General features: G+C 67.1%; 13 protein-coding genes. 1 reads left to right on the top strand and 12 read right to left on the bottom strand.

The genetic code is table 11. The features are described 5' to 3' along the window. Positions 1-4 precede the first annotated feature (4 nt). From ASE72_RS20610 to ASE72_RS04510, 10 genes are all read right to left on the bottom strand, one after another. The gene (locus ASE72_RS20610; RefSeq protein WP_200916158.1) at positions 5-166 is read right to left on the bottom strand and encodes a hypothetical protein; all 162 of its coding nucleotides are present in this window, start codon (positions 164-166) and stop codon (positions 5-7) included. Between the two features lie 130 nt (positions 167-296). Continuing rightward, the gene (locus tag ASE72_RS04550; RefSeq protein WP_056017191.1) at positions 297-782 is read right to left on the bottom strand and encodes a PilZ domain-containing protein; all 486 of its coding nucleotides are present in this window, start codon (positions 780-782) and stop codon (positions 297-299) included. Between the two features lie 97 nt (positions 783-879). Next, positions 880-1,470: a response regulator transcription factor gene (locus ASE72_RS04545; protein WP_056017188.1), complete on the bottom strand. Its 591-nt coding sequence runs from the start codon at positions 1,468-1,470 to the stop codon at positions 880-882. Then, on the bottom strand, positions 1,467-3,074 hold the full coding sequence (locus ASE72_RS04540) for a sensor histidine kinase (RefSeq protein WP_056017185.1): 1,608 nt from the start codon (positions 3,072-3,074) through the stop codon (positions 1,467-1,469). Before ASE72_RS04540 ends, ASE72_RS04545 begins: the two co-directional genes overlap by 4 nt. A 90-nt stretch (positions 3,075-3,164) precedes the next feature. Further along, positions 3,165-5,072: a putative bifunctional diguanylate cyclase/phosphodiesterase gene (locus ASE72_RS04535; protein ID WP_056017183.1), complete on the bottom strand. Its 1,908-nt coding sequence runs from the start codon at positions 5,070-5,072 to the stop codon at positions 3,165-3,167. Beyond that, on the bottom strand, positions 5,069-6,199 hold the full coding sequence (locus ASE72_RS04530; RefSeq protein ID WP_056017180.1) for an FIST signal transduction protein: 1,131 nt from the start codon (positions 6,197-6,199) through the stop codon (positions 5,069-5,071). The genes ASE72_RS04535 and ASE72_RS04530 overlap by 4 nt, the downstream gene beginning before the upstream one ends. Positions 6,200-6,357: 158 nt before the next feature. Next, entirely contained in the window at positions 6,358-7,395 is a 1,038-nt protein-coding gene (locus ASE72_RS04525) for a YeiH family protein (protein ID WP_056017176.1), read from the bottom strand. Further along, on the bottom strand, positions 7,392-9,443 hold the full coding sequence (locus ASE72_RS04520; protein WP_082445867.1) for an alpha-glucosidase: 2,052 nt from the start codon (positions 9,441-9,443) through the stop codon (positions 7,392-7,394). Before ASE72_RS04520 ends, ASE72_RS04525 begins: the two co-directional genes overlap by 4 nt. Positions 9,444-9,474: 31 nt before the next feature. Further along, entirely contained in the window at positions 9,475-10,542 is a 1,068-nt protein-coding gene (locus tag ASE72_RS04515) for an LLM class flavin-dependent oxidoreductase (RefSeq protein ID WP_056017173.1), read from the bottom strand. Continuing rightward, positions 10,539-11,447 (bottom strand): aldo/keto reductase, encoded by a 909-nt coding sequence (locus ASE72_RS04510; protein ID WP_056018949.1) that lies wholly within the window; start codon positions 11,445-11,447, stop codon positions 10,539-10,541. The genes ASE72_RS04515 and ASE72_RS04510 overlap by 4 nt, the downstream gene beginning before the upstream one ends. Positions 11,448-11,599: 152 nt before the next feature. Here ASE72_RS04510 and ASE72_RS04505 point away from each other — a divergent pair, with 152 nt between their 5' ends. Beyond that, positions 11,600-14,032, top strand: a complete 2,433-nt coding sequence (locus tag ASE72_RS04505) for a TonB-dependent receptor (protein WP_056018946.1) — start codon at positions 11,600-11,602, stop codon at positions 14,030-14,032. 51 nt (positions 14,033-14,083) lie between these two features. On the opposite strand, the gene ASE72_RS04500 is transcribed toward ASE72_RS04505, so the two are convergent. Together ASE72_RS04500 and ASE72_RS04495 are read right to left on the bottom strand one after the other, a co-directional pair. Continuing rightward, positions 14,084-15,334: an MFS transporter gene (locus ASE72_RS04500; protein ID WP_056017170.1), complete on the bottom strand. Its 1,251-nt coding sequence runs from the start codon at positions 15,332-15,334 to the stop codon at positions 14,084-14,086. A gap of 32 nt (positions 15,335-15,366) precedes the next feature. Continuing rightward, on the bottom strand, positions 15,367-16,413 hold the full coding sequence (locus ASE72_RS04495) for a LacI family DNA-binding transcriptional regulator (protein ID WP_056017167.1): 1,047 nt from the start codon (positions 16,411-16,413) through the stop codon (positions 15,367-15,369). Positions 16,414-16,428 lie beyond the last annotated feature (15 nt).

Raw genomic sequence — 16,428 nt, 5'->3', positions numbered from 1 at the left:
GACGTCACCCCGTTACGCAGGGCTCCTCGTCGAACGCCAGCGCGAGATACATGTTGGCCAGCGCGTAGTGGCTCGCGCACGCATTCGGATCGTCGGTCGCGGCGGCCATGGCGATTTCCCGCTCGGCGCGCCGTTCATAGTAATTTCGATCCTCGTCCGTCACCACGACTTACCTCTGCACCTTGCGTTCCGTTTGATGTCCGCCGAAGCGATTGCCCGCTTTCTGGGCGGGTCCTAGTCCGCAAGCGGTGCCGTCGCAAGGCCGTTCGTTCCCGTTACGTTCAGTGTTTGCGGCATCACGCCGCCGACCGCGCAAGCAGGCCGGTAACCGCGACCAGCGGCTTGGAGAGCAGCGTGTAGCACTGCATCGCGGCAAAGCATGCGGCCCCGAGTCCGATGATCACGAGGCATGCGAACTGAAACGTCGAGGACAATCGACGGTTGCGATCCGCCTGTTCGGCCGTGCGACGCACGGTGGTGTCGCGCGTTTCGCTACGTCGTTCGGCTGCTGCGGGGCGGCGGTTGAGGACGGGTTCGCTCAGCAGCGTGGCAAGACCGACGGGATCCTGCATGCGAACGCCGAAGCGGTTGCCGCCAACCCAGATCACGCGGCCGATGATGATCAGCGTCCCGCGCCGGATGTCGACATAGGTGCCGATCGGCGGCGGGGCGATGCTCGACAGCAACAGGCCATGGTCGGACACGTCGTGAATGCACCCGCTCGACCATTTGCCGCCGACGTTGATCCGGCACGGTATCGACAGTTCCTTCAGCGCCGCCACGACACATCCGATCCGGTTTCTGCAGGCGTGATCGACCGGGCGTCGATGCCCACGCGCCGCCTGTCCGGGCCTGCGGCCGGGCTGTGGCGATCGACGGTCATCGGGCGAGCGCGATCAATTGGGCGATGCCGTTCGCACCCGTCTTCGCGACGATGGCGGCGCGGTGGTCCTCCACGGTCTTCGGACTGATGTCGAGCGCAGCGGCGATAGCCTGGTTGTTGTGCCCCTTCACGAGCAGATCGAACACCTGGCGCTGCCGCGGGGTGAGCGTTGCGGTGCGCGCGATCGCGGTGCGTTGCGCACGCGACCACGCGACACCCTCGGCGACCGCGGCGAGAAGCCGGGCCTCGTCGAGCGGCTTCTCCAGATAGTCGAGGCCCCCGTAGCGCCGTACCGAATCCACCGCGTTTGCGGTGGTCGGCCATGCGGTCATGAACACGATCGCGACCGCAGCATCGAGTGCCCGGACGCGATCGGCGAAATCGAACCCGTCGATGTCGCCCATCATCACGTCGGTCACCACGCAGTGCGCGGGCGCCTGGGGATAAAGGTCAAGCAGCGCGACCGGGTCGAGAAACGATTCGGCGACATGTCCGTGCCGGCACAGCAACCGCGCGACCGTGGCGCCCAGATCATCGTCGTCGTCGACCACATAGACGGTGCCAGACAGTGCGTCGCTCACGGTCATTGCGGCTCTCCGATCAGCGGCAGCAGAATCGTCGCACGCGCTTCGCCGATATCGTCACCGACGCGCGCGAGGCTGCCGCCATGCGCCTCGACGATCGCGCGCGCGACCAGCACGCCGACCCCCATGCCGGCTTGATCGGGGCGATTGCGCCGGCATCGGTTGGTCACGACGATGCGTGCCTGGTCACCGACCTGCGTCGCTGCGAGCGATACACGACCGTCGCCGCTGGCCTGTACCGCGTTGCGCACCAGATTGACGATCGCCTGTGCAAGCTCGACTTCCTGCGCAAGCACGACGAGGTCCGGGGCGACGGGTTCGATCGTCAGCGTGACGTCGTGCGACCGCGCTTCGGGCTCCGCGAGCGCGGCGGCCGTGGCGATCAACGTCGCAAGCGGAAGCGGCGTCGGCTTGTCGACCGTGCGCCCGCCGAAGCGCCGAAGCCGGCGTACGAGCGTGGAGAGCGCCGCTGCCTTGCGATCGATCAGCGCGGCGGTGCTGGCGATCTCGACATCGGCGGATACGGTGATCTCGTGCAGGTGCTTGGCTTCGATCGCGAGGGTCGACAGCGGCTGGCTGATCTCGTGGATGACCGCGACCGACATCGCGCGCAGTGTCTTCAACCGCTCGGCCTGGAACAACAGCCGGTCGCGGCGCTGCAGATCGCTGCGCGTCCGCGCCTGTGCATCCGCGAAGCTGCCGGCGAGGTACCCGACGACCATGATCGAGGCGAGGCTCATGTGCAGTGCAAGTCGCGCATCGACGCGCATCGGCATCGCCGTCTGCGGCAGCGTCATCGCCGCGACCGCGACGATCGCGAGCCAGCTCGCGGTACGGCCGAACCGCAGCCCGATCCACGCCACCGCAAGGAGCAGCGGGGTATGTGGCGTACCCAGCCCGATCGACGCGAGCAGGACCTCGCTCGCGAAGGAGAACAGCAGCACGAGCACCGCCTCGATCACGCCCGCGATGTTGGGCCGGGCGGGGCGCGACGCGCTGCCGCTCGCGAGTTCGGCGAGCCACAGCAGCGGCGGCGTCAGCAGCAGCACGCCAAGCAGATCGCCGACGATGAACCCGGTCAGCGACGCGATGACTTCGCGCATCCCCGATACACCGGTGAGATCGGGGCGCCACAGCGACCAGGGCAGCGCGGCCATCGCCGCCGCAACCGGTGCACCGACCGACGCGAGCCCGAGCGGCATCGGTGCGACGCTCAGGCTGGTCGTTGCATGATCGGTCATCCGGCGCACGAGCAGGACGACCAGCGCATAGGCAAGCGCGGGCCGCACGACGCCGCCGAGCTGCGTGGCGAAGCCCGCCGACAGCGGATCGATGATCCCGGTGACGAACTGGACGGCGACTTCGGTGGCGGCAACGCCCAAGACCAGTCGCGGCCCGCGCCGCCAGAGCAACGCCATGCGCAACCCCGCCGCAGGGTAGAGCAGCGAATAAAAGCCACGGCCGCCCCATTCCGCGGCGACGTAATGCGCGACCCAGAACGCGACCGCATATCCGGCGAGCCAGGGCAGGTCCGCCGCCGTCGGCACGATCACGGCAAGACGTGAAGAGGGGCGGGGCAGTGCAAAGGGCCGGGCAAGCGTCGTCATCAGCCCCCGTCTGCACGATCCGGGGGGCGAGGACTATCCGGGCAATTCCCGGACGGCGACGTTCGATACGGGCCGATCGCCGTCACGGGCTTACGCTGCCCTGGATTGCAGCGCGAGCATGCGCGAGACGAACGGCAGCGTGTCGGCGAGTGGGACGGGGCGGCTGAAATAATAGCCCTGCGCGCTGTCGCATTTCTCCGCGACGAGGATGTTCAGCTGATCGAGCGTCTCGACGCCCTCCGCGGTCGACATGATCCCGAGGCTGCCGCAGAGGCCGGTCACCGCGCGGACGATCGCCAGGCTGTCGCTGTTGGTACCGAGGTCGCGGACGAAGGACTGGTCGATCTTGACGCGGTCGAACGGAAAATTGCGGATATGGCTGAGCGACGAATAGCCGGTGCCGAAATCGTCGAGCGAGATCAGCACGCCGAGCCGCTTCAGTTCGCGGAGCTGCTTGATCACGCCGGCGGTATCCTCGAGCATCGCGCTTTCGGTGATCTCGAGCTCGAGACGGCGTGGATCGAGCCCGCTGACGCGCAGCGCGCGGGCGACCATGGCGGGCAGCGTGCCTGACTTGAACTGCAGTGCGGACAGGTTGACCGCAATCTTGACGCTTTCAGGCCAGCACGCGGCGTCGCGACACGACCGCATCAGGACGAACTCGCCGACGGCGCCGATCAGACCGATCTCCTCGCACACCGTGATGAAGTCGTTCGGGGGGACGATCCCGCGCTCGGGGTGATACCAGCGCGCCAGCGCCTCGAAGCCGACGACGGCGTGAGACCCGATCTCGATCTGCGGCTGATAATGTACTTCGAACTCTTCGGACTTGAGCGCACGCCGGAGTTCGATTTCCAGCTCACGGCGGCGTGTCGCAAACACGTGCATGTCGGGCGTATAGAAGCAGTAATTGCCACGCCCGCCGCTCTTGGCACGGTACAGCGCCAGGTCGGCATCGCGCAGCATCGTGTCGGGATCGAGCGAATCGACCTCGACCGTCTCCACGCCGATGCTTGCGCCGATCTGGATATGGTGGCCGGCAATCTCGAACGGCTGCGTCAGCTCGTCGATGATGCGGCGGCAGAGCTGTTCGATGGCGTGGTCCGACGTCACATGCTGAACAAGGATCGAGAATTCGTCGCCACCAAGACGCGCGACGACGTCGTGGTGGCGCACCAATGAGACGAGGCGTTCCGCCACCGCAACCAGCAGCGCATCGCCGATCGGGTGGCCGAGCGTGTCGTTGACCAGCTTGAACCGGTCGAGATCGAGGCACAGCATCGCACACCGATCGCCACGGCGGGCGTTGCGCATCATCTCGTCGAGCCGCTCGCGCAGCAGCGTCCGGTTGGGCAGGTCCGTCAGCGCGTCGTGGCGCGCCAGATGCGCGATCTGCGCGGAGGCGTTGCGGGCCTCGGTGACGTCGGCAACCGTGTCGAGGAAGCCGCCATCGACCAGCCGCGTGCGTTCGATCGTGATGGTTCGCCCATCGGGCCAGCGCTGCTCGATCTTCGCTCCATAGGCCGACGCGGCGCCGTCATATTCCTTGACCAGCCGACGATGTTCGCTGGCGGTGCTGACCGACAGATACGGGCTGCTGCGGAGAACCTCGTCGAGCGTCGACCCGGGTGTGGCCTGGTTGAGGCCGTATATGTCGAGGAACCGCTGGTTGGTCAGAACGAGATGACCGGCGGCGTCGAACAGCGCGAGCCCCTGGTTCATATTGTCGAGCGCCGCCTTGAACCGCAGATTCTGGAGCGCGCTTTTCGCCAGCGCCACCTCCAGTTCCTCCGCCATCAACCGGTTCGCGCGATCCGACCGGCGCCGATCGACGTCGGTTTCGGTATAGGTCGCGGAGACGAGCGCGAGCAGGCGATCGATATCGATGCCGCCATCGGGCAATCGCGCCCGCTCCGCCTGCCGCGCCGCGATCTGATGCAGTGCCGGCCGCGGCGGCGCCGGCGGTTCGACCGGTATCGGGAGTGCCGAAAGGGTCATGTGCGTTCGCCGATCAGGGTGATCGTCATCGTCTGATTATGCAGGCACGGTACCGCGGTCAGATTCTGCGGCGCGATTTCCCCGTAGGAATAGAAACCTGCGAGCGCGATGTCGGCGCCGAGCACGGTCGAGACGGCCGCAAGTTCCTCCTCGGTGCGCTGCCCCATCAGCAGCCGGCGGCCGACACAGCTGATCGCAAGGCAGGCGGATGGCGCGACGCCCCATGTTGCCGCCTGGTCCGCGGCGTGTCGCGCGGCGCTCGATGCGCCGTTGATCAGGTCATCGAACATCCCGCGCATCAGTCGCGCCTTCCATCCCTGCGGCATGTCGCCAGCAAAGGTCAGCGTGCCCTTGGCGCGGTCGATCGCGAGCAGCGTGCGGACGACACGGTCGTCGGGTTTCTGCGGATCCCAGATCTCGAGCGGATACAGAAGGCCCGATGCCGGCAGATCCGCCGCCTCCTCGCCCAGATAGCGTTCGTAAAGCGCGAGTGCCGGCTCGTCGTCGAGGCCGCGCAACTCAGACCCCGCCGCATCGCTGATCGTGCGCAATGGCCCGAAGGGCTGCCATCCGCCCGCGCTGCCGTGCGCGATGCGGACATGGTCGCCGTAGAAGCCGATCGCGGCGACGACGTCCGAGGGGTTCCCGCCCCGTGCGAGCACGCGGGTGTCGCTGAAGCGCGCGCCATCGCCGGCAAGCCCGCCGCTCAGGACGACGGTATCGCCGACCGCGCTGCGGATGCCCGCGACCAGCGCACTGCCGTTGACGTTGAGGCCGTTCGACAGGATGAAAATTCCTGCCAGCGAATCGTCGGCGAGATCCCGCGCGAGCCCAGCCCCTGCGGCGAACGACAGGTCCGAGTCGGGCAGCGGCTGCACCGCCAGCGCAAGCCTGGTATGGTCAAATCCCATGCCGAGAACGACGACCGCGTCGTCGTCGATCTGGTTGCCGGAGACCATGGTACCCGAACTGCAACCGGTCAGGATCGCGCCATCGTAACGCTGCGCAAGCCGATCGATGAAGGCTTGATCGGCAAGGCGTTCGGTCGGGCCGAAGACCATCACCAGATCGGGCGCGGCCGGGAAGGTCTCGGTCTCGATGCTGCCGTTGATGCGCTTTGACCACATAGCTTGACGTCCCGGACTGGCGGTGAGCCCCGCTTTTGCCGGTCGAATGGTTTCGGCTCTATTGTCGGATCCCTAAGGAAAAACCCGTAATGCGCCGACGCCCGCGTCTCGCGTCCTCGCGATATACGCTGAAAGTCTTGAAGAAATCTTCCCGCGCTTCAGACCAGCAACACCGACGCCGCCAACGACAGCAGCAGCGCGACCAGCGACGCGGCCATGATCACGAGCAGCGGCCGGGTCCCGGTGCCGAGCAGCGCCTGCATCGGCGCGCGGATCCCGGTCGCCGCGACGGCACAGGCCAGGAATGCGGCTGCGACACCTTGCGCGAACCGGCCGACGATGGCGGGTACGGGGACGACAGAGTTGATCGCCGCGACGACAAAGAACCCGGTGACGAACCAGGGGACCGACAACCGCGCCCGCTTGCCACCTTCTGCGGGGAGGAACGTGGCGATCAGCGCGAGCACGGGTGCAAGCAACGCGACGCGGGTGAGCTTGACGATGGTCGCGATCTGGCCCGCATCGTCCGAAAAGGAATAGCCGGCGCCGATCGCCTGCGCGACATCGTGGATCGACGCGCCGAGCATGAACCCGGCCTGCCGTTCGGACAGCCCGAGCTGATGGGCGATCAACGGGTAGAAGAACATCGCCGCCGCGCTCGCCGCGGAAATGCCGACCAGCACGAACGCCAGCTGCCCCTGATTGACGCGCCGCTCGCCGAGCGTCGTCGCCAGCGCGAGCGCGGCGGATGCACCGCAGATCGCGACCGATCCGCCGGCCAGCATACCAAAGGCACCGGTGAGCCCGAGCGCCCGCGCCACGACGATCCCCGCGCCGAGCGTCGCGAGCAGGATGAGGACGACGGCGAGAAGCGTCATCGGCCCGAGCCCGACGATCTGCCCGATCGTGACGCGCGCGCCGACCAGCACGATCCCCCAACGCAGCAGCGTCCTCGACGCGAACCCCAGCCCCGGCGCCATCCGCGCGTCACCGCGGAGGAAGTTCAGCGCCAGCCCGATTAGCAGCGCCATCAGCGTGAGCGGTGCATGATAGCGATCCGCGACGAATCCGGCGGCCATGGTCGCCAGCACCGCCACGCTCAGTCCCGGCCACAGGTCGCGCCAATGCCTGCGGGGTTCGTCATCGAGATCGTTGTAGAGATCCGCGGCCTCGAACTGCGCGAACCTTTCGCTCATCGGGACGCGGCGTCGACCAGGCCCGCAAACAGCGCGGCATGGTCGCTGCCTTCGCGCCAGAAGACGGGGGGCTGACCGATCGGGGCCGCGACCTCGATCGCGCTGCCGCCGGTGAAACGTGCGTCCGACCAGAGATGCACCCAGGTCGCGCCAGCCGGAAGATAGGCTGTCCAGCGGTCGACGCCGGGTTCGATCACCGGTGCGACGATCAGGTCGGGGCCATAGCCATATTGCGTCTCGATCCCCCAGCAGTCGCGGTCGTCCTCCCAGTCGAGCAGCAACGGGCGCTGCAGCGGGAGTCCGGTCTGTGCGGCGGTATCGCACAGCGTCGCGACATAGGGCGCCAGAGCCGCGTGCACGCGCGTCATCGCAACGAAGTGCGCAAGCACCGCCGGGTCGCCGTCGAGCTGGAGATTTTCGTCGGGCCGGTTGCCCTCATGGCTGCGCATGACCGGCGAAAATGCGCAGAGTTCGGTCCACCGCATCAGCAGTTCGGGCGTCCGGACGTTTCCGTACAGGCTCGTATATCCCCCCAGATCACTGTGGTGATAGGCATTGCCGAGCATGCCCGACGACAAGGCTGCGCGCACCACCGTGCCGATCCCGTCATGGCGCGAAAAGTCGACGCACTGGTCGCCCGCCCAAAGCAGCGGGCAGTAGCGACCCACGCCGGTAAAGCCCGCGCGCATGAAGAACAGCGCATCGCCGGTTTTGCCGCGCGATTCGATAGCGCGTGCGTTCACCTCGGCCCAGATCGTCGGCCAGGCATTGTGTGCGAGCATGCCCTCGGTGCCGTCGTGCAGCCGGACGTCGGTCGGCAGATACTCGCCGAAATCCGCCATCCAGCCCGACAATCCGTAATCGATCATCTCGTGACCGATGACGTCGTCGGCGAACCATTGCGCGGCGGCGGGGTTGGTAAAATCAACGATCCCGCAATCGAATTCCCCGAAATCGACGCTATAGGGCGCATCGATGTCGAGCCGGCGGACCAGATATCCCGCCGCCAGCGCGTCCTGGTACAGCGTTCCGTCTATCGCGAGATACGGATTGACGTAACCGAGGAACCGGATGCCGCGATCACGAAGCGCGGCGATCCGGTCGCGAAGCCCGGGATAGCGTGTCTCGTTGGCCTTCCAGTCCCAGAACAGCCGCTTGCCGAAGCTGGTGACGCGTAGGCCGACCCAGTCCTCGCACCACAATCCGCTGACGACGGCGCCGGCCTCGATCATTGCCTCCATCCGGGCAAAGCTCTGCTCGCCCTGTTTGAGGCCGAGGATCGCGCCTGCATATGCCCAGGCCGGCAGCACAGGCTGGCGGCCGAAGCGCGTCGACAATTGCGACACCAGCCCTGCAAACCGGTCGGCGGCGAACAGGTCGATCCGTTCAGGGATCTCCCAGACCTCGATCTCGTGGAAACCGGCATCGCGAAAATCGAAACAGCTATACGCGGTCGTATCGCAATGCAGCGCGTAATGGCGCGACGAGACATAGCTCGGCTGCGGATAGTTGGTGTTCCAGTAATCGCCTCCCGATCGGCCGTCCCGGTCGCACTGGAACGTCATCAGCGTCGACTTGTCCCGGCCGACGCCGGGTTCCGACGTCCACATCGGGAAACGCCGGCCCGCCATGTCGAAATAGGACAGCTGCTCGCCGCCGCCCCACAGTCGCTCACTGGGCTCGGCGACGCAGCGCAACCACAGGCGATTGAGTGCAGGGTCGAGCGCCGCGAACCGAATGCCGGCGGCGTCGATCGTGATCCGCAGACGTGGCGCGGTATCGGCTGCCGCGGACAGCGTCACGGTGTCGCCGTCGATCGTCGCATGCGTCAGCGGAAGGCGCGCATCGAGCCGGTCCGACAGGAAATAATTCCCGCGGTACATGTCGACGTCCGCGCGTCCGCTCCCGACGAACAGCGCAGGCGCGTCGGTGCGATGGCGCATCACCAGCGTGTCGCCGATCGACAGGTCGAAGCCATTGCCCGCTGCCGCGCGGTGCAGCGTGATCAAAGCACCAATATCGTCGAGGCGGGGGGGCGTGGCGTCCATCATCGTCTCTCCGGTGCGGCGTGCGGCGCTGTCAGTCGAGTGTCAGCGGCCCATGTTGCATGTTCGGCAGCACGTGCCGCGCGAACAGGTCCGCTTCGGCGGCGTGCGGATAGCCGGACAGGATGAAGGCCTCGATCCCCATGTCCTGATACATGCGAAGCTTGGCGAGCACCTGGTCGGGATCGCCGACGATCGCGGCACCGCAGCCGGACCGTGCCCGACCGACGCCGGTCCACAGATGCTCCTCGGCATACCCGCCGTCGGTGGCGTTTTCGCGCAGCGCGACCTGTGCCGCGACACCCGCCGAGTTGGTATCGAGCGACTTGTTGCGAATGGCCTCGCCCTGCGCGGCGTCGAGTTTCGACAGCAGCCTGTCGGCGGCGGCGCGTGCCTCGGCCTCGGTATCGCGGACGACGACGTGCGCGCGATACCCGAATTTGAGCGTTCGGCCATGCCGTGCGGCGCGCGCGGTCATGTCGTCCATGATCTCGCGGACGACCTCCTTCTTGTCGGGCCACATCAGATAGACGTCGCAGCCCTGCGCCGCCGCTTCGCGTGCATCGGGCGACAGGCCACCGAAATACAGCGGCGGGCATTTCCCCGATACCGTGGTGACCGCCGGCGGATCGAGCTTCAGGTTCCAGAACTCGCCCTGGTGATCGAGCGGTTCGCCATCGAGCATCGTCCGCAGGATCTGCATCGCCTCGAGCGTGCGCGCATAGCGTGGCGCCGACGCCAGCGTCTCGCCGGGTAGGTCGGAGGAGATGATGTTGACCGTCAGCCGCCCGCCAAGGATCCGGTCGATCGTCGCGATCTGGCGCGCCAGCTGCGGCGGCCAGCTCTCGCCGATCCGGACCGCCATCAACAGCCGGATGCGGCGGACCATCGTCGCGATCGCCGCGGCGAAGGCGGTGGTGTCGATCCCGAGCGCATAGCCCGATGGCAGCAGGATATTGTCGAAACCGCCGCTTTCCGCCTGCAGCACGATGTCGCGGCAATGCTCCCAGCTCGACATCAGCTTCGGATCGGGAACGCCGAGAAACTCGTAATCGTCATCGCACAGCGCGGAGAACCAGCTGACCTCGCAGCGCCGCGTCATGGCAGTTTTTCTCCGAGGCTGGCTTCGAGGACCGCATACCATTCGGCGCGGGTCCAGGTCGGCGTATAGGCATCGCCGATCGCGGCTATCCGTGCGGGGTTCTGCGTCCCGACGATCGGGATCGGCCGGGCGGGATGCGCCATGATCCAGCTATACGCGACCGCTGCACGATCGACGCCGGCGTGCTCCGCCTTGCGATCGAGCAGCGCGACGACGGCCCGGGCCCGCGCGTCCTGCGGCGCGGCAAGCCGACCCCCGCCAAGCGGCGACCAGGCAAGGACCGCCATCCCGCGCGTCATCGCCTGGTCGAACAGCCCGCTAAACAACGGACCGGTTTCGAGCGCGGAGAATTCGGGCTGGTGACTGGCGATCGGCACGGTCAGGAACGATGCGAGTGCCTCGGTTTGCGCCACCGTATGGTTGGACACGCCGATTGCGACGATCTTGCCCGCGGACCGCGCGTCGTCGAGCGCACGCGCGACTTCCTGCGGGTGCGCGAGCAGGTCGGGGCGGTGGATCTGATAGAGGTCGATCCGCTCGCAGCCGAGCCGCGTCAGCGACGCATCGATCGCGCTCGCGAGATATTCGCCGCTCGAATCATACGGCACGCCCATGCTGATGCCACCCTTGCTCGCGAGCACCATCCGGTCCCGCAAGCCGGGCGATTCCGCCATCACGCGACCGAGCAGGGCTTCGGCGGCACCGAACGACTCGCCATTGTCGGGGCCATAGATGTCGGCCGTATCGAGCAGCGTGACGCCGGCATCCAGCGCCGCCTCGACCAGCGTGCGGGCTGCCGCGACATCGGTTCCGCCAAAGCGCCACATGCCCCAGGCGATCGTGCTGACGGTCAATCCGGTGTCGCCAAGGGCAACGGTGCGAGCGGGGGGAGCGATATAAGACACCGTTGTCTTATGCGAAAAAACGGGCGTAAAGAAAAGCCGAAATGGCGACGTTGCGATCGCCAAAGACATACTTTGGCGCGGGCTTCGCCTGTGCTGCGTATGAGACCGTTTCGGAGGTCGCGGCTCGGCTGGCGGCTCAGGGGAGAATGACGATGAAGACGACGACGCGGGTCCTGATGCTGATGGGGGCGGCGCTCCCCGCGCTGACCGCGGCTTCTGCCAACGCGCAGGATGTAGCGCCATCGGCCCCGGCATCGAGCCCAGCGCCACAGGCCGGACCCGCGGCCCCACCGGCGCCGGGCGTCGCTGCCGAGCAGCCGGCCGCCCTTTCACCCCCCGCGGATCTGCCTGCCGCACAAAATGGCGAGATCGTCGTCACGGCGCAGAAGCGCAGCGAGCGGTTGCAGGACGTTCCGATCGCGGTCTCGGTGGTCAGCGGCCAGGCGCTGGCGGCGCTCAGCCGTCCGGGCCTCGAAGGGGCGGTCACGCTGGTGCCCGCGCTCAATTTCCAGAAATCGGGCACGACGCTCAACCAGTCGCTGTTCCTGCGCGGGGTGGGTACGACCACCTTCTCGATCGCGGGCGAGCCCTCGGTATCGACCGTGGTCGACGGTGTCGTGTTCGCACGGTCGGGCGAGGCGTTCGGCGATCTTGTCGACATCGACCGGCTCGAGGTGCTGCGCGGGCCACAGGGGACGCTGTTCGGCAAGAACGCGTCCGCGGGCGTCGTCAACATTGTGTCGGTCCAGCCGACACGCGAACTGGGCGGCTATGTCGAAGGTGGCTATTTCACCAACGGCAACGAGCCACGCGTCCGCGGCGCGCTGAACATCCCGGTCAGCGAGGATCTGCTGACGCGCTTCACCGGCTTTTACGGCCGCTATGACGGCAATATCCGCAACGTGGCGACGGGTGGGGGCCGGGTGAACGGCTATGAGCATTACGGCGCGCGCGCGCAGGTCAAATGGACCCCGAGCAGCGCTACGACGATCGCGCTGATCGGCGATTATCACCGCAATGACGACAATTGCTGTGCCGAAGTCATCGGCACGGGCGCGCTCAACGCTGCCGGCGCGCCGATCACCAGCCCGGTCTTCGCGGTCCTGCCGACGCCGCTCGGCGACCGGACGCGCACCGTCAACCAGAACCTCGTCACGCGCACGAGGGAGGAGGGCTATGGCGTTTCGGTTCAGGTCGATACCGAGCTCGGAACGCAGACGGTGACGAGCATCACCGCGTACCGCGACTATCGCAACACCGAGATCCGCGACGGCGATTTCCTGCCGCGGGCCTATGTCGGCTTCAACCAGTTGCACGATACCGGGCCACAGACAGGCAACACCTTCAGCCAGGAGTTGCGCCTGACATCGCCCGCGCGCCAGTTCCTCGCCTATGTCGTCGGCCTCTATTATTCGCGCGCCAAATCCGAACGGATTTATTCGCGATCGGATATAGTCTGCAACGGCGCGACGACATTGGTACAACCGGTGCCGTGCGACACCGCCGGCGCGCCGGCCTCCACGACGCCGTTCGGGCGTGCGGATTTCGGGTCGGTGTTCAAGAACATCTCCGCCTTCGGTCAGGCGACGGCGAACGTCACCGACCGGTTTCGCTTCATCGGCGGTCTGCGCTGGACCGCCGACCAGCTCGATGTCTTCCACAGCCGTGCGACGACGCTGGCGGGGCCGGGGATCCAGCCGAGTTTCCCGACCACGCCGACCGGGACGGGCAACCCCGCAACCGCGTTCACCGGCAAGACGACGAACACCAACCTGTCGGGCAAGGCGTCCTTGCAGTACGACGTGACACGCAACGTGACCGCCTATGGCGGGTATACGCGCGGCTATAAGGGGCCGGCGTTCAACGTCTTCTTCAACCTGACCGCGACCGGCACGAACGTGATCGCGCCCGAAACGTCGGACAGCTACGAGGTCGGGCTCAAGAACACGCTGTTCGGCGGCAAGCTCGTCCTCAATCTCGACGCGTTCTACGCCAAGTACGACAATTTCCAGGCGAACAACCCCGACCTGGTCGCAGGCGTGGTCGTGACGCGCTTCACCAATGCGGGGAAGGTCTCGACGCGCGGCGCCGAGGCGGACATCGTGCTCCGCCCGGTCGACGATCTCTCGTTCTCGGGCGGGATTGCGTATACCGATGCGCGCGTCGACCAGTTCCTGCAGGCACCCGGCGCAGCGGTCACGGCCGTGATCCCGGCTGGCACCGCGCTGCCGTTCGCGCCCAAGTGGAAGGGGTCGCTCGGCGCCGATTATCGCTGGCGTACCGGCGGCGCGGTCGACCTCTTCCTCGGCGCGCAGGGGAATTACCAGTCGAAGCAACTCGCCCTGTTCTCGCCCGACGCGGTCCAGCGGCGCCTGGGGACGATCGACAGCTATGGCCTGGTCAACCTCTCGGCGGGGGTAGGCGATGCGGACGATCGCTACCGGCTGACGTTCCAGGTCCGCAACCTGTTCGACCAGAGCTTTGCCGCGGCGATCCAGAATGGCGGGCCAGCGGGTTCGTACCGCTATCAGATCCCGCGCGATGCGGATCGCTATTACGGGATCACCGGGCGCATCAATTTCTGACGACGGGGACCTGGATCCGAGCGGCCCCGGCATGATCCGGGGCCGTTTTCGTCAATGCGCCGGCGCGGTTGTCCGCGCTGCGCCGGGCTCGGCGAGCACCAGCCGGGGCACCAGCAGGTGCACCAGCGCCAGACCGATCAGATACGAGCCGCCGCAGACGACCAGCATCGGCGCATAGCCATAGCCGGCGTCGAGCGAGAAGCCCGCGCCTTCGATCATCGCCATCCCGCTCAGATTGCCGGCAAAGGCGCCGATCCCGATCGCGGTGCCGATCATCCGCGATGGAAAGATGTCCGCGGTCATCGCGAACACGTTGGTCGAGAATCCCTGATGCGCGAACAGCCCGAGGCCGAGCAGCGACGCCGCGACCCAGGCGTCGCCCGTTAACAGGACCAGCGGGACGGGCAGGATCAGGAGAGCGTAGAGCAGCATCGACCCCTTGCGCGCGCGGTTCATGCCGACGCCGCGCGCCATCAGCCATGTCGGCAACAGCCCGCCGCTGAGCGAGCCCAGCGCGGCGAGCAGGTAGATGAAGGCGATTGGCAGCCCCAGTTCGCCCTGCGACAGCGCGAACATCCGGTGGAACAGGTCGGGCATGAAGAACAGCAGGAACCACCAGCACTGATCGCTCAGCGCCTTGGCGGCGATGACCGCCCATTGCCGGCGATCGCGCAACAGTTCACCCCAGGGGATCCGCGACGCAGGCGTGTCGGTGGCGGGGGCGGCTGCGCTGCCGGTACGCGGCGTGACGACGAGCCAGACGACGACCCAGACGAGGCCAAGCCCGCCGGTAATGAGGAATGCGGCCTGCCACCCGAGCCACAATGCCAGCGCGGGCACCGTCAGCGGGGCCAGAACCGCGCCGAAATTGGACGCCATGTTGCCGATGCCGAGCATCACCGATCGCTGTTCGGGCGGGAAATAGGTCGCGGCGGTCTTGACCTGTGCGGGCGTACCGATCGATTCCGCGGCACCCAGCAGCGCGCGCACGCCGACGAAGCCCGCGACGCTGGTGACGAACGCATGCGCCATCCCGGCGATGCTCCACGCCGCGACGCCGATCGCGAACCCGCGGCGCAGGCCGATCCGGTCGATGAACCAGCCGGTGCCGAGGAACGACACCGCCGCGCAGAACTGGAACGCCGACGCCATGTGGCTGTAGTCGCGGTCGTTCCACCCGAACTCGCCCTGCAGCATCGGCTTCAGGAGTGCGATCACCTGACGATCGACATAGTTCAGCATGATCGCCGTAAAGGCGAGAACGACAATCGCCCATCGCCGTGCGTCGACGCGGTCCTGCATCTGGCCTCTCCGATTTTCTTGAGGCAGCGGTGTCACGTTGCGGTCGAATCCGTCAAGCCGGGGGGCGAACTGGTCGACTCGCGGACGACAAGGGCATGCGCGAGACAGCGCACACCTTTGGCCTCGCCGAACAGGAGATCCGTCGCCTCGACAGCGAGTTGCCGGACGGGCTGGTGAATCGTCGTCAGCGGCGGCCAGACCAGCTGCGCGAGCGGCGCATCGTCGAACCCGGCGACCGACAGCGTCGCCGGCACCGCGATCCCGCGACGATGCGCCGCGACCAGCACGCCCGCCGCCATGTCGTCACTCGCCGCGAAAATGGCGGTCGGAGGATCGGGCAGATCGAGCAACGCGTCCGCCGCCGCCTTGCCCGAGCCGAAATCGAACGCGCCCTGCCGCACGCAGGCGGGGTCGTCCGGAATAGCTGCCTCGGCCAGTGCCCGCCGATAGCCGGCAAGCCGCTGGCCCGAGGTCGCATAGCTGCGCTCGCCGACGACGAACCCGATCCGGATATGCCCCAGCCCGATGAGGTACGCGGTCATGTCATAGGCCGCCGCCTCGTTGTCGATCGCGCTGCCGGGCACGCCGGCGGTAGCCGTGCCCGGCTGCAGCCGGACGAACGGGATCCGGCGCCGTGACAGCTCGTCCATGACCTGCCGGTCGTCGCAGGCTGGCGGCGTCAGTACCAGCCCGTCGGGATGCGCCTGGTCGATCAGCGCGACGATGTCGTCGAACAGCGTCGGCGACGCCCGGTCATAGGGCTGGGCGATCATGCGTACGCCTTCGCGCTCGCAGCGCTCGCGGACGCCCGCCTGGACTTCGAACACGTACCACGGGTTCGGATTGTCGCAGATCAGCGCGATCTGGTGCGAGCGGTGCCCGGCCAGCGCGCGCGCCGCCTGGCTTGGCTGGAACCCGATCTCGGCCATCACGGTGCGAACGCGGTCCCGTTTGTCGGCGCTGACATAAGGCTGGTTGTTGATGACGCGCGAGACGGTCTTGAACGATACGCCTGCCAGCCGCGACACGTCGCGGATGGTCGGGCGCTGCGGCTTCGGCGCGGAGGACTTGTCGGCCATCGCGCCTGCCTACGC

The sequence above is a fragment of the Sphingomonas sp. Leaf20 genome (assembly GCF_001421535.1).
In the GTDB taxonomy this organism is placed as follows: Bacteria; Pseudomonadota; Alphaproteobacteria; order Sphingomonadales; family Sphingomonadaceae; genus Sphingomonas.
This window is presented reverse-complemented; position numbering and strand designations above follow the sequence as displayed.